Below are 21,835 nucleotides of genomic sequence, written 5' to 3'. Positions count from 1 at the left end.
TTTTTGATAAATGAGTACGTTCAATCGGGTCATGGAAGAAAAAATCATGCCTGTCGCCGGAAAAGTCGCCGGCCAAAGGCACTTAAGAGCTTTGCGGGACGGCATTATTTTGACTATGCCGCTTATCATCATCGGATCGGTTTTTCTGATTCTGACGAGTCTTCCGATTCCCGGTTATGCCGATTTTATGGCTGGTCTTTTCGGTGAAAATTGGGTTGAAAAGCTCGGGTATCCCGTGAATGCGTCCTTTGACATTATGGCGCTTGTCGCCGCCTTTGGGATTGCTTACCGGCTTGCGGAAAGCTATGAGGTGGATGCCCTGTCGTCGGGAGCCATTGCCCTTGCCGCCTTTTTATTGGCGACGCCGTATCAGATTCCGTTTATTCCTGACGGCTCGGCAACAGAGATTATGGTGGGAGGCGGCATTCCGATTTCGCTGCTCGGAAGCAAAGGTCTGTTTGTCGCGATGATCATTGCAATGCTGTCTACGGAAGTGTACCGGTTTATCATACAAAGAAATATCGTCATTAAGATGCCTGACGGAGTGCCGCCTGCGGTCAGCAAATCGTTCGTTGCGCTCATCCCCGGTTTCATTGTTATTACGCTTGTATGGCTGGCCCGTCTGTTTATTGAAATGACTCCTTTTAAAAGCCTCCACAATGTCGTAGGCGATCTGCTGGGCACCCCGCTGTCTATTCTGGGCGGGAGTCTCGGCGGAAGTCTTATCGCCGAATTCGTGCAAATGCTGCTTTGGTCGTGCGGCATACACGGCGCGTCCATTATCGGCGGCGTCATGTCGCCGATCTGGTACGGGGCGATGGATGCCAACCGTTTGGCTTTTCAGGCGGGAGAGGCGCTGCCGAGCATTTTTACGACACAGTTCTTTCAAATATGGATTAATGTCGGCGGAAGCGGAGCGACGCTTGCCCTTGTGCTGACCATGCTTGTGCGCTCCAGAAGCAAACAGATGAAACAGCTCGGCCGTCTCGGCATCGGGCCCGCGATTTTTAACATTAACGAACCGATTATTTTCGGGATGCCGCTCGTCATGAATCCGCTGTTAATCGTTCCCTTTATCATTGCACCGCTCTTGACCATTACGGCGACGTACATCGGGATGAGCACGGGGATGGTGGCAAAACCGGCGGGAATCGCCGTGCCGTGGACGATGCCGCCGCTGATTTCCGGTTATTTGGCGACGGGCGGGAAAATCTCCGGTTCGGTCATGCAGCTGATCAATCTCCTGATTACATTTATCATCTATTATCCGTTTTTCCGAATTTGGGATCTTCAAAAATGGAGAGAGGAACGGGCGGCGGAACAGAACGCCACTGAAGAAACATAAAAAAAACGGGCGCTTTCGCCCGTTTTTTTAACGCTGGAAAAATTCGATCCATTCGCCGTCAGGTCCTTCAATGTAAAAGTAGCGATACCCGTTCGGAAGCGTCGTGATTTCTTCATCAATGAATACGGCGCCCTGACGCTTCGCATGCGTGAACTCCGCCGCGATATCTTCAGTTAATAAAGCGACGTGATGCACTTTTCCTTCTGCGGGAAGCTCGCTGCTGTAGCCCTGGATCAGCTCAATTTCTGTCTCCGGCCCTTCTTGAAAGCCGAGAAAGGCAAGTTCAATAATGCCGTTCGTATGAGTGATACGATCCTTTAACTGCATACCGAGAACGTCTTGGTAAAAGGCGATGGATGTTTCAATATCTTTGACCATAATGCCTGTATGGTCGATTCTTTTGGCTGTCATGGTTTTCCCCCTGTTTTGAATTTTTCGGGACAATGCGGTGTTGATCATGTTTTATGGTACGATAAGAGAAAGCAAAACGAAAGAGGAATGCACAATGAAGCTACTTACAGTGAAAGATACATTTGCCGGAAAGCTGAAAAAAGGATTCCCCCTGATTGAAAAAGACGCTCTGACCGGAAGCTCGGCTCATTTAACAGAGGGCGATCTTTTTGATGTGACATCCGAGAAGGGTGAGTTTATCGGAAAAGGCTATTACGGCTTGCAGAATAAAGGAGTCGGCTGGGTGCTGTCCCGCGCGAGAGATGAACGGATCGACGGACGTTTCTTTCTGGACAAGCTGAAAAAAGCGGCTGAAGCGAGAGCCCATCTGTTTAAGGCGCCCGATACGACGGCGTTCCGGCTTTTCAACGGTGAGGGCGACGGCATCGGCGGCGTCACGATTGACTTTTATGACGGTTATCTGCTGATTCAATGGTACAGTAAAGGCATTTACGCTTATAAGGACAGCATGATTGAGGCGATTGACGGACTGGAGCTTTCTTATAAAGCGATCTATGAAAAGAAACGATTCGATACGGCCGGGCAATACGTGGAAGACGACGATTTTGTCAAAGGCGAAAGAGGAGATTTTCCGGTCATTGTTCAAGAAAACGGCATACAGTACGCGGTGGATTTAAACGACGGGGCGATGACGGGCATTTTCTTAGACCAGCGTCATGTGCGCAAAGCGATTCGGGATAAGTATGCAAATGGCAGACGGGTGTTGAATACGTTCTCTTATACGGGGGCGTTTTCCGTCGCGGCGGCGCTTGGCGGAGCTGAGAAAACGACCAGCGTCGATGTCGCCAACCGCAGTCTCGCAAAAACGATTGAACAGTTCAGCGCCAACGGAATTGATTATGAGGCGCATGACATTAAGGTCATGGATGTTTTCAAATACTTCGGCTATGCGGAAAAAAAAGGGCTGGAGTTTGACCTCATCATCCTTGATCCGCCTTCTTTCGCCCGCACAAAAAAACGGACGTTCAGCGCGGCGAAAGATTATAAAAACCTGCTGAAGGAAACGATCGCCATCACCGCAAAAAACGGCATCATCGTCGCTTCGACAAACAGCAGCGCCTTCAATATGAAGAAATTTAAAGGTTTTATAGAGACCGCCTTTAAAGAAACAAATGAGCGTTACGACATTTTGGAAGAATACACGCTTCCGGAAGATTTCAAAACGATTCCCGCGTTTAAAGAAGGGAACTATTTGAAGGTTGTTTTCTTGCGGAAAAAATAGGATGATCATTTTAGCGTGGAAAGAGGGGAAAAGAAAACCCTCTTCCGTCGCTTTAATACGGGATAAAATAATCTTCATATCTTACTGTTTAAAGAAACAGCCCGCTATTACTTAGTATCTCATCTGTGCCAAGTAAAGTGGCCTCTCTGATGCCCACATTGTTGGCTTTCATGAAGGATTGCACCGCTTGGTAGCCAACCGCATAACCTGCAAACGGTGATAAGCCGACAGGCTGATAACCTTGTTCGGCTGCAAAGGTGTCACCAAACATGTAACTGCTGACCTCAGCAAACCCTTTCACATTTAATGAGTCTTTGATAATTTCTTTTGAGTATTCTAAGTCTTCTTTTTCAAAAGAAGTAACCCAGGGACCTAACAGAGCTTCTCCGTAAAGTTCTTTGGCAAACGATTCTGCCAGCCCCTCTATAATTAAGTAATCCCCAACTGTTACGTTCCCATAATCCCAATTGAAATACGAAAAACGAATATTATGATGAAATTCATGTGCGATTACAGCAGGCAGTCTCGGTATGTTATATGAATTGGGGAATATTGAAATTTGAATAAATCCCGGAATTCCTCCGAATCCACAATACCCTCTATGTAATTGAAGCTTTTTTTGATTGGCCAGATACATCCCAAACCTTATTTCATCAGCATTTATTTTTAAGCGGTTTTGTTTGATAAATTCTACACAATGAGTTAAAGTGTCATATGCAATTTGAAGAGCTTGAATTTCTTTTAGATTCTCTAATGCTTTTCTTCCGATTTCCGTATCAAATATGCTCAGATAGCCCAGCATATTTGCAGCCATGATTACATCATATCCGTTAGGTTGCTTTGCCTTTAAGGGAACATTAATCTTTTTCCACATATCTTCAAAAGGTTTCATCATTGAATACCGATAATAATCTTCTCTATTTTCAATCATTGAAAATAACGTTTCGTATTGCCCAATTGTATCCTCGATAATGATTTTAATGGGTACCACCCTTTTTTTGATGATCTATATAAATTGTAATGGCATCACTCATGAGCTTCGCCAGCCCTTCACCATACCGGTCGATGTTCTTAGTGAAGCGTTTATCTTCAATATAGAGTTGACCTAATCCGTAAAAGGCATCAAAAGAATATTCACCAAAATTTTCATTGAGAAAATCAAACCACTCTTTGATAGCTGTTTGTACGTCTGGGGACTTGGGAGATTGGTTAATAAGGAGTGCAAATTTATTGAACATTGCAGTCCACTTATCAGATAAATCTTTTTGCTCACCATCAGTCATGTTTTTCAATCTAATATTTACCTTATCGACAGGTTGATCACCCCACCGTTTGCGAGCTTCTTGTTCATAAAGATTATGATTGAAGTTCATTCCCTCAAACCGCTCTTTGTTCGTCATGCAAATCTCTCCCATCATATGTTTGATTGATTTATCGATGGTTTCAATCATCTTATCGACTCTATTCCGTTTCTCAATCAACATTTTCTTTTGTAAAAGTAATGCCTCCCTTCGATTAAATGAAGGACTATTAATGATTTCTTTAATCTCTTTTAAGGAGAAATCGAGCTCCTTGAAAAATAGTATCTGCTGCAGCTGTTCAAGATTCTCTTCAGAATAAAGCCGATAACCGGAATCGGTCGTTTCCTGAGGAGTCAATAATCCGATTCGATCGTAATGATGGAGAGTACGTATGCTTACTCCAATCAGTTCAGCTACTTCTTTTACTTTCATACCCATCACGTTTGCCGCCTCCTTAATGGCTACTCTAAAGTATTACGCAACGTAAGAGTCAATAGTTGGTTAAAGATTTTTTGTATATAAAGGGGAACATATGAGGATTTCATTGCTGAAATTAAAGAAAAAAAGCCGGGAGTGAAGCTTCGGCTTTTTTCTATTCAATAATGTGCTGCACCCGGCCGATTCGCCCGTCTTCAAGGCGGACCTTAATGCCGCGCGGGTGGAAGCTTGAGTTCGTCAAAATATCCTTCACGATTCCTCTTGTCAGCTTTCCTGAACGCTGATCGGCTTTCAGGACGATATCGACTTCAAGTCCTTTTCTGATGCTGCTTCGCTGCTGGCCGTTCATATGACACATCCGTTCTTCAGTCTTTTCACTTCATATCTTATCATATCGTGTTTTCGCCATTTTATGAAGGACAGACGAATCAATCCTTCATAGCAAATAAAAAAAGACCGCTCTGTAAGGAGCAGTCTTTTATGACATAAACGAAAGCAAAATCGGGGCCGCGCACAGCGTCATAATCGCGGCGAGAATCATGGACACGCTTGAGATCGTTCCTGATACGGAACTGAGCTCAAATGCTTTAGATGTTCCCGCTCCGTGCGCGCTGGTTCCGAGCAGCACGCCCCGGGCAATTTCGTTATCAATGCGGAAATAGCGGATGACCATCGGCCCGATGATCGTTCCCAATAAAGCCGTTAAAATGACGAAAACCGCTGTAACGGCCGGCATCCCGCCGATCATTTCTGAAACGTTCATGGCAATCGGCGTCGTCACGGATCGCGGCACGAGACTGTCGACTAAGCTGCTGCCGAGATGGAACCATTTCGCGATAAAGGCCGTTGACAGAATGGCGATACATGAACCGACCGCTACGTTCAAAATAATTTCCACGGCGTATTTCTTTAAAACCGGGAAATATTTATAAAGCGGGATAGCGAACGCCACTGTTGCCGGCTGAAGCATATCGGTCAGCAGTCCGCCGCCGATATTGTATGTCTGATACGGGACATTGACAAGAAGCAGCAGTACGACCAAAACAGCGGGCGTAATCAGAAGCGGCGACGTATACACCCGCGGAAAACGAATGTAGAGTTTTTTCGCGCCCAAATATACTAAGACAGTTAAGAATAAACTTATGATTCCGATGAACACGTTTGTTTTTTCTCCTTTCTTTTTGCTATCAGCTGTGTAAGCGTACCTGTTGAAACCATCACGACAAATGTGCTGATGACGACGACAAGTAAAATGCTTACGCCGAATTTAGACATAATATCTCCGTATTCAATCACTCCGACGGCAGACGGGATGAAAAACAGCAGCAGCTCACCGAGGAGCCATGCTGCGCCAAGCTCAATCCATTCAAGTTTGATAATCTTGAAATGCAATAATGTGAAAAGAATCACAATCCCGATTATACTGCCGGGAATATTTATATGAAGAGCCGCCGTGACCCAATTGATCAGACGCGCAAATATAAACAGCAGAGCGATTTGAATAACGGTAAGCAGCAATTTTTTCATAATGATGCCTCCCTTATATTTATATTGTACAGAAGGTTTTGCTATAGGTAAAATACATATAAAGAATAATGTGTATTCCTTTTGTCTATAGAAAGGATGAAATGTAATGGATATCCGGCACTTAACGTATTTCTTGGAAGTGGCCCGTTTGAAAAGCTTTACGAAGGCTTCACAGTCGCTGTATGTTTCACAGCCGACAATCTCAAAGATGATTAAAAACCTGGAGACGGAGCTCGGCATTAAGCTGTTTTACCGCAATGGCCGGCAAGTTGAACTGACTGACGCCGGGCAGAGCATGTATGTGCAGGCGCAGGAAATCACAAAGTCATTCCAAAACCTGACGTCAGAGCTGAACGATATTATGGAAGTGAAGAAAGGGCACGTCCGCATCGGTCTTCCGCCGATGATCGGGTCCGGCTTTTTCCCGAGAGTGCTCGGAGACTTCCGCGTCACATATCCCGATGTGACGTTTCAGCTTGTTGAGGACGGCTCTATTAAAGTGCAGCAAGGGGTGGAGGACGGCTCGCTTGATATCGGGGTCGTTGTGCTTCCCGCGAATGAAGAGATTTTTCATACGTTCACAATCGTCAAGGAAACCCTTATGCTCGTCGTCCATCCGTCACATCGGCTCGCTGACGAGAAAGAATGCAGTCTTCACGAATTGAAAGAAGAGCCATTCATATTTTTCAGGGAGGATTTTGTCCTTCATAATCGAATTATGACGGAATGCGTGAAAGCCGGATTCAGGCCGCACGTCATTTATGAAACGTCACAGTGGGACTTTATCAGCGAAATGGTATCCGCCAATCTCGGTATCGGCCTGCTGCCGGAAAGAATCTGCCGCGGTCTTGATCCTGACAAAGTCAGAACCATTCCGCTCGTTCATCCGGTCATTCCGTGGCATTTAGCCATCATTTGGCGGAAAGACCGCTATATGTCTTTTGCCGCCAGAGCCTGGCTGGAGCATACGAAATCGTATTTATGGAATCCGAAAAAGAGAAAAAAGGATGATTAAGCATGGACGCACAAACCGCAGCTCAACACTTGAGTAAAGTGCGGGATCAAAACCCGCTCGTTCACAGTATCACCAATAATGTCGTCACGAACTTCACCGCTAACGGACTGCTCGCGCTCGGCGCATCGCCCGTTATGGCTTATGCAATTGAGGAGGCTGCCGACATGGCGAAAATCGCAGGAGCGCTCGTCTTGAATATAGGCACCCTCAATTCGGCGTCTGTTGAAGCTATGATCGCAGCCGGAAAATCGGCCAATGAAAACGGTGTTCCGGTCATTTTTGATCCGGTAGGCGCAGGCGCCACGCCGTTTCGGACGGCATCAGCCCGCAAGATCATACAGGCGGTCCGCTTGTCCGCCATTCGCGGAAATGCCGCGGAAATCGCCAATATTGCCGGCGCCCCTGATTGGAAGATAAAAGGCGTGGATGCGGGGGAAGCCGGAGGAGATGTGTTTCAGCTCGCTAAGACGGCTGCAAGCGGGCTGAAGACGGTCATTGCGATTACCGGAAAAACCGACGTCATCTCCGACGGCACCGACACATACGCCGTACATAACGGTGATAAACTGCTGACGAAGGTGACGGGGGCAGGATGCCTGCTGACGTCTGTAATCGGAGCCTTCTGCGCAGCGGGGCAGGACGTTCTGCAAGCGGCCGTTTCAGCCGTTTCTGTATACGGAAGCGCCGCTCAGCTTGCCGCTTTGGACACCGTCCATAAGGGGCCGGGCAGCTTCCAGATTGAGCTTTTAAACAAGCTGGCAAGCATCTCAGAACAAGAAGCGGCCGAGCTTGCTGCAATTGAAAGGGTGACAGAAAAATGACGCGTATTTCTCGGGAAATGATGAAGGATATGTTATCGGTTTATTTTATTATGGGATCAAACAATACAAGCGCAGACCCCGTTTCCGTGGTGAAAAAAGCCATTGAGGGCGGCGCTACGCTTTTTCAATTTCGGGAAAAGGGGAGCGGTTCTTTAACAGGGGATGAACTTGTCCTGTTCGCGAAGCAGGTGCAGGATGTCTGCAGGCAGGCCGGGATTCCTTTCATCATTAATGATGATGTCGAATTGGCCTTGCGCCTTGAGGCGGACGGAGTGCATATCGGACAGGATGACGCAGACGCCGAAGAAACGAGAGCGGCAATCGGCGATATGATTCTCGGTGTGTCAGCACATAACGTCTCCGAGGTGAAGCGGGCGGAAGCCGCCGGAGCCGATTACGTCGGAATGGGCCCGGTCTATCCGACCGAAACAAAAAAAGATGCTGAAGCTGTGCAGGGCGTTACATTGATTGAAGAGGTGCGGCGTCAGGGCATCAGCATTCCGATTGTAGGAATCGGCGGCATTACGGCTGACAACGCGGCGCCCGTCATTGAAGCGGGTGCAGACGGCGTCAGCATGATCAGCGCCATCAGCCAAGCCGAAGATCCAAAAGCGGCAGCGCGCAAGTTTTCAGAGGAAATTCAGCACTCCAAAGCAGGGCTGTCCCGATAGGGCGGCCCTTTTTCTTTGTGCGCAAAAAGGCAGTGACGGACTTGGAGAATATAAGCCGTATGTCAAGAACAGGGCAATCAGCTTGCAATATCGACCGAAGTGTTTGACGGCTCTATCGCTTTGCTCAAAGTGATGCCTGAACCAATCACCGCCGGCGCCGAAGGCTTAAAAGCACTCTATTAACCAGTAAAAAGCGCGCAGTGAGAGATCATTTCGAGGTCACGGAAAAACTTGATGCGGAATTCAGCGAATTTGAAGTTTTGATGTCGAAATCAAAACGTGCGATCAATCGTATACGTCTTGTGATACATTAAGTACAGATCAAATCAGAGAGATAAGCACGAAGCTGACGGCCCTTTCTGAAACCATGTCGAAGATTGCCGATGTGCTTTAAAAGGAGTTAAGACACAGCATGAGTGATGAACAAAACAAGGAAAAACAGATCCACAGACGGGATGTCCTGAAGTGGGGCGCCGTCGCGGGCGCCGCCGTCGCTGTCGGAGCGAGCGGCCTCGGAGGACTCGCGCCGCTCTTCAAACCGGCGGCCACCGCTTCAAAGAAGAATGATGAAAAACGTGATCGTGATCAAATCGTTCCTTTTTACGGAAAGCACCAAGCAGGAATCACAACGGCGCATCAGACGTATGTGTATTTTGCAGCGCTTGATATCATGTCAAGCGACAAAGCCGATGTCATCTCCCTTTTCAAACAATGGACAAGCCTGACACAGCTGCTGACTTCAGGCGCCGTCCCGTCGGGCGAACAGAAAAATAAATATATACCTCCGCAGGATACCGGGGAGTCGCAGGATCTGGCCCCGGCGAATTTGACCGTTACCTTCGGCTTCGGCCCCGGGTTTTTCGAGAAAGACGGGAGGGACCGCTTCGGACTGAAAGATAAAAAACCGAAGCATCTCGCCGATATTCCGCCGATGCCTAACGACAAGCTCGATAAGAAACAAGGCGGCGGTGATATCGTCATACAGGTCTGCGCGGATAATGAACAAACGGCGTTCCACGCGGTGCGCAACCTGATGAAACAGGCAGCAGGCGTGTGCGAAGTCCGCTTTCTCAATAAAGGTTTCTTAAGCGGCGGGAAAAACGGGGAAACGCCGCGCAACCTCTTCGGATTCAAAGACGGCACCGGCAACCAAAGCACAAAGGATGAAAACCTGATGAATTCGATCGTTTGGGTTCAATCAGGAGAGCCGGACTGGATGACGGGCGGCACGTACATGGCGTTTAGGAAAATTAAGATGTTTTTAGATATATGGGACCGTTCATCCTTGAAGGAACAAGAGGACACGTTCGGGCGGGTGAAAAGCTCGGGCGCGCCTTTCGGACAAAAAAAGGAAACCGATCCCGTGAAGCTGAATCAAATTCCCGCCGACTCGCATGTCAGTGTGGCAAAATCAACCGGCAGACAGATTCTGCGCCGGGCATTTTCCTATACGGACGGAATTGATCCGAAGACGGGCTATGTTGACGCAGGCCTGCTGTTTATCTGTTTTCAAAAAGACCCGGACCGCCAATTTGTCCCGATGCTGAAGGCTTTGGCGGCAAAGGATGCGCTGAATGAATACACACAAACGATCGGCTCTTCCTTATTCGCCTGTCCCGGCGGCTGTAAAAAAGGAGAATATATCGCCCAAAGGCTGCTGGAATCGTGACACCTTCCATATGGAGGGTGTTTTTAAAAAAACACTTGTAACTATATATGTTACAACTTAAAATAAAAAGGAAAGGAGACTTACAATGACACTGCAGATTAAAGTATATTCTGATTATGTATGTCCGTTTTGCTTTGTCGGCAAAGCGGCGTTTGAAGAAGCAATCAAGGACAAGGACGTACAGGTGGAATGGATGCCGTTTGAATTGCGTCCGAGCCCCTCGCCGAAACTTGATCCGGTGAATGATCCCGCCAAGCGGCAGATGTGGAAAAACTCCATTGAGCCGATGGCGCAGTCTTTAGGCGTTGAAATCACGTTCCCCCGCGTGTCACCGCATCCTTACACGGATTTGGCATTTGAAGGCTTTCATTTCGCAAAGGAACATGGGAAAGGAAGCGAATACCATACACGCGTTTTTCAGGCGTTCTTTCAGGAAGAACAAAATATCGGTGACGTTGGCGTGCTGACAAAGCTTGCGGAAGAAGCCGGACTTGACGGCGCTGCCTTTAAAGAGGCGCTTGAGACAAGAGCGTACAGACACGTACAGCGGGAAGCGCTCCGCCATGCTTATGAGGAAGCCGGCATTACGGCAGTGCCGACGTTTATCATCGGCGATGAGAGAATCCCTGGCGCGGCGGGAAAGGAAACCTTTGAACAAATCATTGAGCGGGAACTGAATAAACGTTAACCCGAAAAAAGCCCTCTCGATCAGCGAGAGGGCTTTGCCATATAGTGTTTGACAAATGTTTGTCTGTCCGCTTCATATGCCGCGGCGTCAAATGAGTCGCCGCAAAAATGAAGGCACCAAGGGTCTTTCTGGCAGGCGACGCCGACTTGATAGCCGTGTTTTTGAAATTCAAGCGATTGTGATGTGTCGTAAAAATGAAAGCCGCGAAACAAATCCTCCCGCCACTCCACATCATATTGAGCTGCCATTAACAAGCCGTCAATGGCGTCAGCGGGCGTAAACAGTCCGTCTTCATCACCGTGCTCAAAGACCAGCGGGTGATAAGCATTCCCCCGGTATTCAATCACTTTTCCCATCCGCTCTCCGCTTTCCCACCAAATGCCGTTCGGCGGCAGGGTTTTGCAGCCGGCGACACCGAGAAGGCCGAGCTCCTGATGAGATTGAAAGATATGAAGCATGTCATGAAGGAAATGCTGATGAATGATAAAGGTATCCTGATGCAGATAAATTTTATATTTGGAGGGGTGTCTCAGCGCTTTGTTGTAGGACGAGGCTATGCTTGCTGAATCGTATATCGGCATGATATCAACGGAGTATGAAGGGGGGACGGTAAGCTGCATGATATGGCTTTTGCACCGGGAGTACAGCGACTCGTCATTCACACAGACGACAAACAGAAATGAATGTGAATCCATTACATGCTCCTCTCGGCCTCAATCACATATTGATACGCCGATGCTTCTGTCATAAAGTCATGCCTTATGCCAAGCTGTACGCATACTTCGTGCAATGATGCGATGGCTTTGTGGTAAGAAGGGTGATCAACGCGGATCGCCTCAATGCGTTTCACCTCATAGCCGGCGGCTTTAAATAATGAAAGCGTCTCTTCACGGGTAAAAAAACGCAGGTGGGTCTGATCCATTAATCCGGCGTCCCTGTAAGTCCATTTGCCGGCTAAAAGCTCCAGCACCACTGAGATGTGGCCGACATTCGGTATGCATGCAAGCACCGTGCCGTCTTTTTTTACATACGGGCGAAGCTTTTTCAGCACGGACCACGGGTCGATAAGATGCTCAAGAACGTCTCCGAACAGCATGCAGTCGAATTGTTCTGATTCGTACGGAAGAATGGCGGATTCAATGTCGCCGCAAAGCACGTGGCTCAATTTGCTTTCCGCCTTTTTTGCGGCTTCGGGATACGCTTCAATGCCGTAAACCGTTATTCCGCGGTCTTCGATCGCCGCTCCTAAATTGCCTGTGCCGCAGCCGACATCAAGCACTGTCCGCCAGTTTTCGTCTATTTTGTTCAATAAATAAGGATTCAGGCCTTCGTAGTAGTTCTGTTGTTTTTCATCATAATAGGGATTCGTATCCATCTGTGTATCACCTCATAAATGGGCATATACACAAGATATGCAGCGGGGGGATCTCATATCACCATGTTTGGCTGTTCAATTGCGGAATGCGGACGGGAATGGTTGTCCGGTATACGGTTTGTTCTCTGATTCCCCTCTTATTGCGGATGTTCCTTTGAAAACTCGGGTGCGGGCGGACTGTGGCAGGTCATATAGTAAAAGGATCCGCCTGTAATCTTACCGCTGGCGGATGGTGTTTTTCATTGGTGTTTTTTTCTTCACCGCTTTTTCAGTATTTAAGAAGCGCCTCACATCGTCAATGTGCAAACCCATGATTCTAGCCTCTTGAATTAACAATTGCCAATCTTGATCTATATCTTTCATTACATGAGTTTTCATAAGAACCTCCAATTGAAAAATTGATTTGCCCAGCTACAGCAGCCAATGTATAACAAATATCACACATAGTTGGCCGGTAATCCCAAATTGAAGATGAATTCACCTACCTATTCCCTAAGAAAATGACTGAAATAACCAAAATCCTTCAAGAATTCTTACGTATAATAATAAACAAATAAATACTGACTGGATAGTATGCAAATAAAAATAAATCATATGACCTATTAACATTTACCCTCAAAGCGTCGACTAGCATATTCTTTTTGCATAAAAAATACCGCAAAAGAATGATTCGGTGTAAGATAAAGTGAATGATCAAACAGCTGGGGTAAAAAATGAAAAAAAACAAATTTCAAATTAAGAGAGAAGAAACATTTGAAAGTTTTATTGACGCAGGCCTTCATCTCCTGATTGAAAGAGCTTACGATTCAGTCTCAATCGATGACATCAGTAAAGCGGCGGGTTTCAGCAAAGGCGCGTTTTACGTTCATTTTGAAAGCAAGGAAGATTTTCTGAAGCATTTGTTAGACAGGCGTCAGATTAAAAAAAGGATCATCACTGGCTATCTCGACGAATTAGAAAAGCAAACAGCGCGGCCGTTGACGCTTTGTGAAGCTGCGGCAAGCGCGGCCAGCCTGTTGATGCGGTTTGTAAACAGCAAGCCTGCCTGGAATGTTGTGTCTTTTGCCGTTCATATGCCTACTTACAAAGTCGTCAGTGAATATGAAGCTTATATCCGTCTTTATAAGTTATGGATAGAAGAAAGCACCATGTACATAAATTGGCTCAAATCGAGAAATTTAATAGAAGACCATATAGATACCGAGCATACCGCTAACATGATGTGCGCGCTCATCGACGGGATGATTAAGCAATCCAATGTGCTGGGAAGGCCGGTTACTTTCCGCAGCATGTTTGACGCGCTCTATGTTTTTGTCAGCGGCAGAAAATCGGGGTAACGTTCTTCTTGATTTGACAAAAGGTTTAGAAAAGTCTTTCAGAAAGCGAGGAACTGCCATGCGCTACAGAGAAATTATGATGTATATCATTATGGGGATATTCACGACCATCGTGAATATCGTCAGTTTTTACATTCTGACGTCGGCCTTTGAGATGGATTACAAGGCGGCGACCGTCGCTGCTTGGATTCTGTCCGTTCTATTTGCATATGTCACGAATAAACTGTATGTATTTCAGCAAAAGACCGCGGGGATGCGGAGTCTGATGAAAGAATTGACGGCCTTTTTCAGCGTGCGGGTATTGTCTCTCGCCATCGATCTCGCCATGATGATTCTTCTGGTCAGTCAATTTCATATGAACGAAACGTTGGCGAAAATCGCCGATAACGTCATTATCGTAGTCGTCAACTATGCGGCCAGCAAGTGGATTGTCTTCAGAAAAGCGAAAGAAGAGGGCGTGTCATAACGGTTTCTTTCCGCGCCCCGGGGGAAAGTGTAATGGTGAAAGGGGATGCGTATGAAGCACAAAATAAAGAAAGCGTTTGCTGATGTATTCGGGGAATCGGAGGACCTGCGCATTTTCTTTGCGCCCGGCAGAGTGAATCTCATCGGAGAGCATACGGATTATAACGGGGGCCACGTCTTTCCGTGCGCGCTGACGATCGGTACATATGCAGCCGTCCGGGAGAGAGGGGACAGGCTCGTCAGAATGTACTCTCATCAATTTAAGGAAGCGGGCATAAAGGAATGCAGTCTCGATGATATCCGTTATCAAAAAGAGGACGGGTGGGCCAACTATCCGAAAGGGGTCATGGCGGAATGTCTCGGCAGCGGTTTTTCCCTTCCGCACGGCTTCGATATTGTGTTCTGGGGAAACATCCCGAACGGAGCGGGGCTGTCCTCTTCGGCTTCCATTGAACTTGTTACGGCGGTCATTCTCAAGGAATGCCATGAGCTTGAGGCGGATATGCTCGACTTGGTGAAGCTCGCTCAGACGGCGGAAAATTCCTTTATCGGCGTCAGCTGCGGAATAATGGATCAATTCGCCATCGGAATGGGAAAGAAACATCATGCGATTCTGCTGAATTGCGGGACGCTCAGCTTTGAATATACAAAACTCGGGCTGTCGGGGCTGTCGATCGTTATTGCAAATACCAATAAAAAACGAACGCTTGCAGACTCAGGCTATAATACGAGGCTCAAGGAGTGCGGGGAAGCGCTTTGTGATCTTCAGAAGCATCTTTCCGTTCAATCACTGGGAGAGCTGACCCCTTCCGCCTTTGACGCTCATGCGGAGCTGATTCAGAATGAAGTGAACAGACGCCGGGCGAAACACGCCGTCTATGAAAATCACCGCACAATAGAGGCAGCCGACATGTTCAGTAACAATCAGCTTCATCATATCGGTGAATTAATGAGGGATTCGCATCTCTCTTTACGCGATGACTACGAGGTAACGAGTCATGAGCTGGATACACTGGCTGAAGCGGCCTGGCGCCACGGCGGGGTGATCGGATCAAGGATGACGGGAGCCGGTTTCGGCGGCTGTACAGTCAGTATCGTCAAGGACGATGCGGTTTCGGATTTTATTGAAACGGCAGGAGCCCGCTATGAGGAAAAGACAGGGAGAAAAGCTGACTTTTACACGGCGGATGTCGGAGCCGGAGCGAGAGAACTAAAGGGGGATGACGATGGCAATTGAGCGGCACGTGGAACGTTTAATCCGGTACGGATTGCAAAAAGAGCTGATTTCCTATCTTGATATTGAATATACAAGAAACCGTTTATATGAAGCTTTGCATATCACCCATCCGGAAGTTTCAGAACAGAAAGAAAATGAATCGGCGGCATCATTGCCGGACATATTGGCCCCGATTTATGAATGGGCGGCAGAAACGGGCCGGATTGCAGCCGATACAGACACCTATCGCGACCTGCTGAGCGCGAAGATCATGGGCTGCTTTGCCCCGCAGCCGTCCGAGATTGTCCGTCGTTTTGAAGAAACAAAGGCGGTGCACGGGCCGGAGCAGGCGACAAAGGCGTTTTACCGGTTTTCAGAGGATGTGTATTATATCCGTTCGGACAGAATAAAGCGGAATGTCGGGTGGACGGCTGAGACGGCTTACGGAAAGCTGGACATCACGATCAACCTTTCAAAACCGGAAAAAGATCCGAAAGCAATTGCGGCTGCCAAAGAGCAGCCTCAATCCGATTATCCGAGATGTGTTCTTTGTAAAGAAAATGTCGGGTACGAGGGGAGACCGGATCACCCGGCGCGTCAAAACCTTCGTGTCGTTCCGGTGATTCTCGGCGATGAGCAGTGGTTTCTGCAATTTTCTCCGTATGTGTATTACCGGGAGCATTGCATCGTTTTGAAAGACCGGCACGAACCGATGAAGATCAGTAAAAAAACGTTTGACCGGCTGCTGTCGTTCGTCAGCCAGTATCCTCATTATTTTCTCGGTTCCAATGCTGATCTGCCGATTGTCGGCGGCAGTATTTTAAGCCACGACCATTTTCAGGGGGGCAATTATGAATTCCCGATGGCGCGGGCGGAGACAGAAAGCCGGTACAGGCTGCCTGACTATCCGAAAACGGTATTGGGAATTGTGAAGTGGCCGATGTCGGTCATCCGCCTGCAAAGTGAGAGCGCGTCTGAGCTTTCCGGCGCGGCGGATGCCATCCTGCGGGCGTGGCGCGGTTATTCCGATGAGGCGGCTGATCTCCTCGCCTATTCAGGAGAAACACCGCACAATACAATTACGCCGATTGCCCGGCGGAGAAACGGTTTATTCGAATTAGATCTCGTCCTCAGAAATAACCGCACCTCTGATGAGCATCCGCTGGGAATTTTTCATCCCCATCAGGAAGTTCATCACCTGAAAAAAGAAAATATCGGACTGATTGAGGTAATGGGGCTTGCGATTCTGCCGGGCCGCCTTGAACAAGAAATGAAATACACGGCTGAAGCGCTGTGCTCACCGGACCCGGAAGCGGTCTTAACGGCAGACCCTTCTGCGGCAGCGCATAAAGATTGGGCGCTCAGTGTGCTGCATAAGCGGAAGATAACGAAAGAAAACGCGGAACAGATTCTGAAAGAGGAAATCGGCCATGCCTTTGCGCGGATACTGGAGCATGCCGGCGTCTTTAAACAAACAGAAGAAGGCAGAGCGGCTTTCCGGCGGTTTATCCGCCATTTGGGCGCTCTACCGGAAAAAAGCCCCATCCCATAAGGGACGAGGCTTTTTTTTATCCTCTGCTTCTGGCGATCAGGCTGAATAAGAATACCACGATCGCAGCTCCGATGATTGCCGGAATGATGGCAAAGCCGGCAAGGTGAGGACCCCATGTGCCGAGCAGTCCGTGCCCGATCCATGCGCCGATCAGACCGGCGATCATTGACCCGATGATTCCCCCGGGCATACTGCCTTTTACAAATAAACTTCCGATCCAGCCGATAATAATAGCGACAATCAGAGATACGATAAAACCCATAAATATCACTTCCTATTTTTTATTTATTTATGCCTATATGTTACCTTCGTTTTGTCCATATTAAACATATGAATGCGTTTTTTATAATGAACATATCAAGGCGCGTTCCGGTCTTTTTTTTCACAATGCGTTGCGTTAAAATGGAAACCGTGTGAAAAGGTGTGAGCAAAGGAAAAAATATTTCTTTTGTAGAATGTTTAACAAAATGAAACTTTTTGTTGACCAGCGTTTTTTATTATGGTAAACCTTTATTTGGTATTATTCGTTCTCACTATCTTTTTTCTCTATATATGCTAAATGATCTAAAACTTTTTATGTTTGATTTGCGCAAGTGGAAAAAGTTCATGCATTTTTTGACGATTTTGTGACATTAGGTCGAAAAAAAGATGAACTTTAGAAAAAAATAAAGCTAATAAGGGCAGATTTTGATAGCATAACAAGGTAGATAGAGAAAAGATTTTGAGAAAGTACATTTCAGATTCACTACATCAATAGGAAGGATGGTGATCTTCTTGTTCAGAGCATTTAAACCGTTACTTTTAATAGCGATGTTGGCTGTTGTTTTCGTACTGGGCGGATGCAGCGACATTTCCGTTTTAGATCCGAAAGGACCTGTAGCAGACCAGCAGAAAGATCTGATTCTCTTGTCAATCGGATTTATGCTGTTCATTGTCGGCGTCGTATTCGTACTATTTACAATCATTTTAGTGAAATACCGCGACCGTAAAGGCAAAGACAGCGGAAATTACAAGCCCGAGATGCACGGCAACACGTTCTTAGAAGTAGTCTGGACAGTGATCCCAATTTTAATTGTTATTGCACTTTCTGTGCCTACCGTACAGACGATATATTCGTTAGAAAAAGCGCCTGAAGCGACAAAGGATAAAGAGCCTCTTGTTGTTTATGCTACTTCGGTAGACTGGAAATGGGTATTCAGCTACCCAGAGCAGGATATTGAGACGGTTAACTACCTGAACATTCCTGTAGACCGTCCGGTTTTATTTAAAATTTCTTCAGCCGATTCAATGGCATCGCTATGGATTCCTCAGCTTGGGGGACAAAAATACGCGATGGCGGGAATGCTGATGGATCAATACTTACAGGCTGACAAAGTGGGAACATATGAAGGCCGCAACGCGAACTTCACCGGCGAACACTTTGCCGACCAGAAATTCAACGTAAAAGCTGTTACGCAAAAAGACTTTAACAGCTGGGTGAAAAAAGCCCAAAGCGATTCTCCAAAGCTGACGAAAGAGAAGTATGACGAACTGATGCTTCCGGAGAATGTCGGTAAATTAACGTTCTCTTCTACACACTTAAAATACGTTGACCACGGCCAAGATGCCGAATATGCGATGGAGGCGCGCAAACGCCTTGGCTACAAAGCCGTATCACCGCACTCTAAAACAGATCCGTGGGAAAATGTAAAGAAAAACGAATTTAAAGTATCCGACGATAAACAAGATTGAAATTGAACAAGAAAGGAGGAAGCCCGAATGAAATTGAGATGGGATGAATTTTTTGTAACAGGTGACCCATTAATTCTGGGCGCACAAGTTTCCATTGCGCTTTCCACTATTGCTATCATCGTTGTACTCACATACTTCAAAAAGTGGAAGTGGCTCTGGTCTGAATGGCTTACGTCTGTAGACCATAAGAAACTTGGAATCATGTACATTATCTCTGCTGTTATCATGCTGTTCCGCGGCGGGGTCGACGGCTTGATGATGCGCGCCCAGTTAGCGCTTCCTAATAACAGTTTTTTAGACTCAAACCACTATAATGAGATCTTTACGACTCACGGTACGATCATGATTATCTTCATGGCGATGCCGTTTTTAATCGGTCTGATCAACGTTGTCGTACCTTTGCAGATCGGTGCGCGCGACGTAGCATTCCCTTACTTGAACAACCTGAGTTTCTGGACGTTCTTCGTAGGTGCGATGCTTTTCAATATTTCTTTCGTTATCGGAGGTTCTCCGAACGCAGGCTGGACGAGTTACATGCCGCTGGCAAGCAACGACATGAGTCCCGGGCCTGGTGAGAACTTCTACCTGCTCGGTCTTCAGATTGCCGGTATCGGTACGCTGATGACGGGTATCAACTTTATGGTGACGATCCTGAAAATGCGTACGAAAGGCATGACGCTGATGCGTATGCCGATGTTCACATGGACGACGCTGATTACAATGGTTATTATCGTATTCGCCTTCCCTGTTTTGACAGTGGCATTGGCGCTGTTATCATTTGACCGTTTGTTCGGCGCTCACTTTTTCACGCTGGAAGCCGGCGGTATGCCGATGCTTTGGGCTAACTTGTTCTGGATTTGGGGACACCCTGAAGTATATATCGTTATCTTACCGGCATTCGGTATTTTCTCTGAAATTATTTCAGCGTTTGCAAGAAAGCAGTTATTCGGTTATAAAGCGATGGTCGGCTCAATTATCGCCATTTCCGTCCTGAGTTTCCTTGTATGGACTCACCACTTCTTCACAATGGGGAACAGTGCGTCCGTTAACTCTTTCTTCTCGATTACAACGATGGCGATTTCGGTTCCGACCGGGGTTAAAATCTTTAACTGGCTCTTTACGATGTATAAAGGCCGGATCAGTTTTACAACACCGATGCTGTGGGCGCTCGCGTTTATCCCGAACTTCGTTGTCGGCGGGGTAACAGGGGTTATGCTTGCGATGGCTGCAGCGGATTATCAATACCATAATACGTACTTCCTCGTATCTCACTTCCACTATGTGCTGATCGCGGGTACGGTATTTGCATGTTTCGCAGGATTTATTTTCTGGTATCCGAAAATGTTCGGCCACAAGCTGAACGAAAGAATCGGAAAATGGTTCTTCTGGATCTTTATGATCGGATTTAATGTATGTTTCTTCCCTCAATACTTCTTGGGGCTGCAAGGTATGCCTCGCCGTATTTACACTTACGGACCGAATGACGGATGGACTGCATTGAACTTTATTTCAACTGTCGGAGCCTTCATGATGGGTGTCGGATTCTTAATCCTTTGCTACAACATCTACTACAGCTTCCGCTATTCTACTCGCGAGATCAGCGGAGATTCATGGGGCGTGGGACGTACGCTTGAGTGGGCGACTTCATCTGCGATTCCGCCGCATTACAACTTTGCGGTGCTTCCTGAAGTGAAATCTCAAGATGCGTTACTGCAATTGAAAGAAGACAAAACGGATATTCATCCGGAAAGCAAGTTCAAGAAAATCCATATGCCGCACAACTCCGGAAGACCGCTTATTATGTCAGTGGCGTTCGGTATTGCAGGCTTCGGACTTGTATTTGAATGGTTCTGGATGGGCATTGTCGGCTTGATCGGCATTCTGCTTTGCATGGTGCTTCGTTCATTTGAATATGACAATGGCTACTATATACCTGTTGAAGAAATAAAAGAGACGGAAAGAAAGATTTCCGAATAAAGGAGGCGTGATTTATGGAACATGCAGAACACGGCAATTCTAACGCGCCTATGGAATATCAATCTGAAACCGGCAGACTCAATATTCTCGGGTTTTGGATCTTTTTAGGGGCAGAGATTGTGTTGTTCTCAACACTATTTGCAACCTTCTTCGTTCTTCAAAGAAGAACAGCAGGAGGAGTCTTACCGGCTGAATTATTTGAAGTGAAGCTTGTCATGATCATGACATTCCTGCTTCTGATCAGCAGTTTCACCTGCGGGATCGCTGTTCATGAAATGCGTCGCGGAAGTTTAAAAGGCGTCGTCATTTGGACGATCATTACGCTCCTTCTCGGCGCGGGCTTCGTCGGATGTGAGCTTAACGAGTTCATCCACTATGTACATGAAGGAGCATCTCTCGGTACAAGTGCTTTCTGGTCTGGATTCTTCGTCCTTCTGGGAACGCACGGAACGCACGTAACGATCGGTATCTTCTGGATTGCCGGCATCTTACTGCAATTGAAGAAACGCGGATTAACGCCGCAGACGTCTTCAAAAATCTTTATCTCAAGTTTATACTGGCACTTCTTAGACGTTGTTTGGATCTTCATCTTTACAGGCGTCTATCTCATCGGATTGGGGGGACTATAATATGGCAAACAAATCTGCTGAACACAGCCACTTTCCGTGGAAGCATATCGTAGGTTTTGCGTTGTCTATTATTCTGACCCTGCTGGCCCTTTGGGTTGCGGTATATACGGATTTAAGCTCATCAGCAAAACTCTGGATCATTTTCGGATTCGCATTTATCCAAGCCGGTCTTCAGCTTCTCATGTTCATGCACATGACAGAAAGCGAAAACGGCGGAATTCAAGTCGGAAACACGCTCTTCGGATTTTTCGGAGCGATTGTTATCATCCTTGGTTCCATCTGGATCTTTGCGGCGCACTACCATCACGGTGACCATATGGATGGAAACCCTCCTGGCGGTGCGAAGCAACATTCCGAACATCAGGAATAAAAAGAAACCCTCTTC

25 protein-coding genes and 1 pseudogene are annotated in these 21,835 nt (G+C 47.0%); 16 read left to right on the top strand and 10 right to left on the bottom strand.

All coding sequences use genetic code 11. The features are described from left to right. The first annotated feature begins 10 nt into the window (after nt 1-10). Nucleotides 11-1,345: a PTS cellobiose transporter subunit IIC gene (gene celB / locus HWY38_RS04175; RefSeq protein ID WP_045209275.1), complete on the top strand. Its 1,335-nt coding sequence runs from the start codon at nt 11-13 to the stop codon at nt 1,343-1,345. A gap of 27 nt (nt 1,346-1,372) precedes the next feature. Here the strand turns inward: celB and HWY38_RS04170 are convergent, their stop codons facing one another. After that, nucleotides 1,373-1,756 (bottom strand): VOC family protein, encoded by a 384-nt coding sequence (locus HWY38_RS04170; protein ID WP_003150894.1) that lies wholly within the window; start codon nt 1,754-1,756, stop codon nt 1,373-1,375. A gap of 94 nt (nt 1,757-1,850) precedes the next feature. Here HWY38_RS04170 and HWY38_RS04165 point away from each other — a divergent pair, with 94 nt between their 5' ends. Next, nucleotides 1,851-3,038, top strand: a complete 1,188-nt coding sequence (locus HWY38_RS04165) for a class I SAM-dependent rRNA methyltransferase (RefSeq protein ID WP_130571338.1) — start codon at nt 1,851-1,853, stop codon at nt 3,036-3,038. An 88-nt stretch (nt 3,039-3,126) separates the two neighbouring features. Here HWY38_RS04165 and HWY38_RS04160 read toward each other — a convergent pair whose 3' ends face one another. From HWY38_RS04160 to HWY38_RS04140, 5 genes are all read right to left on the bottom strand, one after another. After that, a complete protein-coding gene (locus HWY38_RS04160) occupies nt 3,127-4,029 on the bottom strand; it encodes a DUF2268 domain-containing protein (RefSeq protein ID WP_224181316.1) in 903 nt (300 codons plus the stop codon). Then, on the bottom strand, nt 4,016-4,777 hold the full coding sequence (locus HWY38_RS04155; RefSeq protein ID WP_224181417.1) for a MerR family transcriptional regulator: 762 nt from the start codon (nt 4,775-4,777) through the stop codon (nt 4,016-4,018). Before HWY38_RS04155 ends, HWY38_RS04160 begins: the two co-directional genes overlap by 14 nt. Nucleotides 4,778-4,931: 154 nt before the next feature. Next, the gene (locus tag HWY38_RS04150) at nt 4,932-5,126 is read right to left on the bottom strand and encodes a YwbE family protein (RefSeq protein ID WP_003150901.1); all 195 of its coding nucleotides are present in this window, start codon (nt 5,124-5,126) and stop codon (nt 4,932-4,934) included. A 129-nt stretch (nt 5,127-5,255) separates the two neighbouring features. Then, on the bottom strand, nt 5,256-5,936 hold the full coding sequence (locus tag HWY38_RS04145; protein WP_224181315.1) for a CidB/LrgB family autolysis modulator: 681 nt from the start codon (nt 5,934-5,936) through the stop codon (nt 5,256-5,258). Continuing rightward, nucleotides 5,918-6,304 (bottom strand): CidA/LrgA family holin-like protein, encoded by a 387-nt coding sequence (locus HWY38_RS04140; RefSeq protein ID WP_007407725.1) that lies wholly within the window; start codon nt 6,302-6,304, stop codon nt 5,918-5,920. The genes HWY38_RS04145 and HWY38_RS04140 overlap by 19 nt, the downstream gene beginning before the upstream one ends. Nucleotides 6,305-6,410: 106 nt before the next feature. On the opposite strand from HWY38_RS04140, the gene cidR reads away from it, so the two are divergent. The 6 genes and pseudogenes from cidR (at nt 6,411) to HWY38_RS04110 (ending at nt 11,168) form a co-directional block, all read left to right on the top strand. After that, nucleotides 6,411-7,319, top strand: coding sequence for a cidABC operon transcriptional activator CidR (gene cidR, locus HWY38_RS04135; RefSeq protein ID WP_003150908.1), 909 nt, complete (start codon nt 6,411-6,413; stop codon nt 7,317-7,319). Nucleotides 7,320-7,321: 2 nt separating this feature from the next. Next, nucleotides 7,322-8,140 carry a hydroxyethylthiazole kinase gene (gene thiM / locus HWY38_RS04130; protein ID WP_224181314.1) on the top strand — a complete coding sequence of 273 codons (819 nt, stop codon included), beginning with the start codon at nt 7,322-7,324 and terminating at the stop codon, nt 8,138-8,140. Beyond that, nucleotides 8,137-8,811, top strand: a complete 675-nt coding sequence (thiE, locus tag HWY38_RS04125) for a thiamine phosphate synthase (RefSeq protein ID WP_224181313.1) — start codon at nt 8,137-8,139, stop codon at nt 8,809-8,811. Before thiM ends, thiE begins: the two co-directional genes overlap by 4 nt. A 75-nt stretch (nt 8,812-8,886) precedes the next feature. Further along, nucleotides 8,887-9,205: pseudogene (locus HWY38_RS04120) on the top strand (Efem/EfeO family lipoprotein); the annotation flags it as partial. A gap of 18 nt (nt 9,206-9,223) precedes the next feature. Beyond that, nucleotides 9,224-10,480: an iron uptake transporter deferrochelatase/peroxidase subunit gene (gene efeB, locus HWY38_RS04115; RefSeq protein ID WP_224181312.1), complete on the top strand. Its 1,257-nt coding sequence runs from the start codon at nt 9,224-9,226 to the stop codon at nt 10,478-10,480. An 85-nt stretch (nt 10,481-10,565) separates the two neighbouring features. Further along, nucleotides 10,566-11,168 carry a DsbA family protein gene (locus HWY38_RS04110; protein ID WP_012118748.1) on the top strand — a complete coding sequence of 201 codons (603 nt, stop codon included), beginning with the start codon at nt 10,566-10,568 and terminating at the stop codon, nt 11,166-11,168. Nucleotides 11,169-11,188: 20 nt separating this feature from the next. Here the strand turns inward: HWY38_RS04110 and HWY38_RS04105 are convergent, their stop codons facing one another. The 3 genes from HWY38_RS04105 to HWY38_RS04095 form a co-directional block, all read right to left on the bottom strand. Further along, a complete protein-coding gene (locus HWY38_RS04105; RefSeq protein ID WP_038460308.1) occupies nt 11,189-11,863 on the bottom strand; it encodes a glycosyltransferase family protein in 675 nt (224 codons plus the stop codon). After that, a complete protein-coding gene (locus HWY38_RS04100) occupies nt 11,863-12,543 on the bottom strand; it encodes a class I SAM-dependent methyltransferase (RefSeq protein WP_082998217.1) in 681 nt (226 codons plus the stop codon). The genes HWY38_RS04105 and HWY38_RS04100 overlap by 1 nt, the downstream gene beginning before the upstream one ends. 216 nt (nt 12,544-12,759) lie before the next feature. Next, nucleotides 12,760-12,921 (bottom strand): anti-repressor SinI family protein, encoded by a 162-nt coding sequence (locus HWY38_RS04095; RefSeq protein WP_003150917.1) that lies wholly within the window; start codon nt 12,919-12,921, stop codon nt 12,760-12,762. 335 nt (nt 12,922-13,256) lie between these two features. Here HWY38_RS04095 and HWY38_RS04090 point away from each other — a divergent pair, with 335 nt between their 5' ends. The 4 genes from HWY38_RS04090 (at nt 13,257) to galT (ending at nt 17,113) form a co-directional block, all read left to right on the top strand. Further along, nucleotides 13,257-13,880 (top strand): TetR/AcrR family transcriptional regulator, encoded by a 624-nt coding sequence (locus HWY38_RS04090; RefSeq protein WP_007614590.1) that lies wholly within the window; start codon nt 13,257-13,259, stop codon nt 13,878-13,880. Between the two features lie 79 nt (nt 13,881-13,959). Then, a complete protein-coding gene (locus HWY38_RS04085; protein WP_029325749.1) occupies nt 13,960-14,346 on the top strand; it encodes a GtrA family protein in 387 nt (128 codons plus the stop codon). 51 nt (nt 14,347-14,397) lie between these two features. Then, nucleotides 14,398-15,582 (top strand): galactokinase, encoded by a 1,185-nt coding sequence (locus tag HWY38_RS04080; RefSeq protein WP_044802422.1) that lies wholly within the window; start codon nt 14,398-14,400, stop codon nt 15,580-15,582. Continuing rightward, entirely contained in the window at nt 15,572-17,113 is a 1,542-nt protein-coding gene (galT, locus tag HWY38_RS04075; RefSeq protein ID WP_224181311.1) for a UDP-glucose--hexose-1-phosphate uridylyltransferase, read from the top strand. The genes HWY38_RS04080 and galT overlap by 11 nt, the downstream gene beginning before the upstream one ends. Nucleotides 17,114-17,129: 16 nt before the next feature. On the opposite strand, the gene HWY38_RS04070 is transcribed toward galT, so the two are convergent. Continuing rightward, on the bottom strand, nt 17,130-17,375 hold the full coding sequence (locus HWY38_RS04070) for a GlsB/YeaQ/YmgE family stress response membrane protein (protein ID WP_003150926.1): 246 nt from the start codon (nt 17,373-17,375) through the stop codon (nt 17,130-17,132). A gap of 503 nt (nt 17,376-17,878) precedes the next feature. Here HWY38_RS04070 and qoxA point away from each other — a divergent pair. From qoxA to qoxD, 4 genes are read left to right on the top strand one after another with little or no spacing between them, the layout of a single operon-like run. After that, nucleotides 17,879-18,844 carry a cytochrome aa3 quinol oxidase subunit II gene (qoxA, locus tag HWY38_RS04065; RefSeq protein ID WP_087920812.1) on the top strand — a complete coding sequence of 322 codons (966 nt, stop codon included), beginning with the start codon at nt 17,879-17,881 and terminating at the stop codon, nt 18,842-18,844. 27 nt (nt 18,845-18,871) lie between these two features. Then, entirely contained in the window at nt 18,872-20,821 is a 1,950-nt protein-coding gene (gene qoxB, locus HWY38_RS04060) for a cytochrome aa3 quinol oxidase subunit I (protein WP_007614578.1), read from the top strand. 14 nt (nt 20,822-20,835) lie between these two features. Further along, entirely contained in the window at nt 20,836-21,450 is a 615-nt protein-coding gene (gene qoxC / locus HWY38_RS04055; RefSeq protein ID WP_003150930.1) for a cytochrome aa3 quinol oxidase subunit III, read from the top strand. Between the two features lies 1 nt (nt 21,451). Continuing rightward, nucleotides 21,452-21,820, top strand: a complete 369-nt coding sequence (qoxD, locus tag HWY38_RS04050; RefSeq protein ID WP_003150932.1) for a cytochrome aa3 quinol oxidase subunit IV — start codon at nt 21,452-21,454, stop codon at nt 21,818-21,820. The last annotated feature ends 15 nt before the right edge of the window (nt 21,821-21,835 follow it).

This window comes from Bacillus sp. KS1 (assembly GCF_020075515.1).
GTDB classification, from domain to species: Bacteria; Bacillota; Bacilli; order Bacillales; family Bacillaceae; genus Bacillus; species Bacillus velezensis.
The sequence above is the reverse complement of the archived record's forward strand: the minus strand, read 5'-3'. Positions and strand labels throughout refer to the sequence as shown.

Excerpts from the sequence above, each read along its gene's own strand:
- HWY38_RS04170 (WP_003150894.1), bottom strand. The coding sequence starts at position 1,756 with ATGACAGCCAAAAGAATCGACCATACAGGCATTATGGTCAAAGATATT.
- HWY38_RS04155 (WP_224181417.1), bottom strand. The coding sequence starts at position 4,777 with ATGGGTATGAAAGTAAAAGAAGTAGCTGAACTGATTGGAGTAAGCATA.
- HWY38_RS04150 (WP_003150901.1), bottom strand. The coding sequence starts at position 5,126 with ATGAACGGCCAGCAGCGAAGCAGCATCAGAAAAGGACTTGAAGTCGAT.
- HWY38_RS04110 (WP_012118748.1), top strand. The coding sequence starts at position 10,566 with ATGACACTGCAGATTAAAGTATATTCTGATTATGTATGTCCGTTTTGC.
- galT (WP_224181311.1), top strand. The coding sequence starts at position 15,572 with ATGGCAATTGAGCGGCACGTGGAACGTTTAATCCGGTACGGATTGCAA.
- HWY38_RS04165 (WP_130571338.1), top strand. The coding sequence starts at position 1,851 with ATGAAGCTACTTACAGTGAAAGATACATTTGCCGGAAAGCTGAAAAAA.
- celB (WP_045209275.1), top strand. The coding sequence starts at position 11 with ATGAGTACGTTCAATCGGGTCATGGAAGAAAAAATCATGCCTGTCGCC.
- efeB (WP_224181312.1), top strand. The coding sequence starts at position 9,224 with ATGAGTGATGAACAAAACAAGGAAAAACAGATCCACAGACGGGATGTC.
- thiE (WP_224181313.1), top strand. The coding sequence starts at position 8,137 with ATGACGCGTATTTCTCGGGAAATGATGAAGGATATGTTATCGGTTTAT.
- cidR (WP_003150908.1), top strand. The coding sequence starts at position 6,411 with ATGGATATCCGGCACTTAACGTATTTCTTGGAAGTGGCCCGTTTGAAA.
- HWY38_RS04085 (WP_029325749.1), top strand. The coding sequence starts at position 13,960 with ATGTATATCATTATGGGGATATTCACGACCATCGTGAATATCGTCAGT.
- qoxD (WP_003150932.1), top strand. The coding sequence starts at position 21,452 with ATGGCAAACAAATCTGCTGAACACAGCCACTTTCCGTGGAAGCATATC.
- HWY38_RS04140 (WP_007407725.1), bottom strand. The coding sequence starts at position 6,304 with ATGAAAAAATTGCTGCTTACCGTTATTCAAATCGCTCTGCTGTTTATA.
- qoxC (WP_003150930.1), top strand. The coding sequence starts at position 20,836 with ATGGAACATGCAGAACACGGCAATTCTAACGCGCCTATGGAATATCAA.
- thiM (WP_224181314.1), top strand. The coding sequence starts at position 7,322 with ATGGACGCACAAACCGCAGCTCAACACTTGAGTAAAGTGCGGGATCAA.
- HWY38_RS04090 (WP_007614590.1), top strand. The coding sequence starts at position 13,257 with ATGAAAAAAAACAAATTTCAAATTAAGAGAGAAGAAACATTTGAAAGT.
- HWY38_RS04095 (WP_003150917.1), bottom strand. The coding sequence starts at position 12,921 with ATGAAAACTCATGTAATGAAAGATATAGATCAAGATTGGCAATTGTTA.
- HWY38_RS04105 (WP_038460308.1), bottom strand. The coding sequence starts at position 11,863 with ATGGATTCACATTCATTTCTGTTTGTCGTCTGTGTGAATGACGAGTCG.
- HWY38_RS04100 (WP_082998217.1), bottom strand. The coding sequence starts at position 12,543 with ATGGATACGAATCCCTATTATGATGAAAAACAACAGAACTACTACGAA.
- qoxB (WP_007614578.1), top strand. The coding sequence starts at position 18,872 with ATGAAATTGAGATGGGATGAATTTTTTGTAACAGGTGACCCATTAATT.
- HWY38_RS04070 (WP_003150926.1), bottom strand. The coding sequence starts at position 17,375 with ATGGGTTTTATCGTATCTCTGATTGTCGCTATTATTATCGGCTGGATC.
- HWY38_RS04080 (WP_044802422.1), top strand. The coding sequence starts at position 14,398 with ATGAAGCACAAAATAAAGAAAGCGTTTGCTGATGTATTCGGGGAATCG.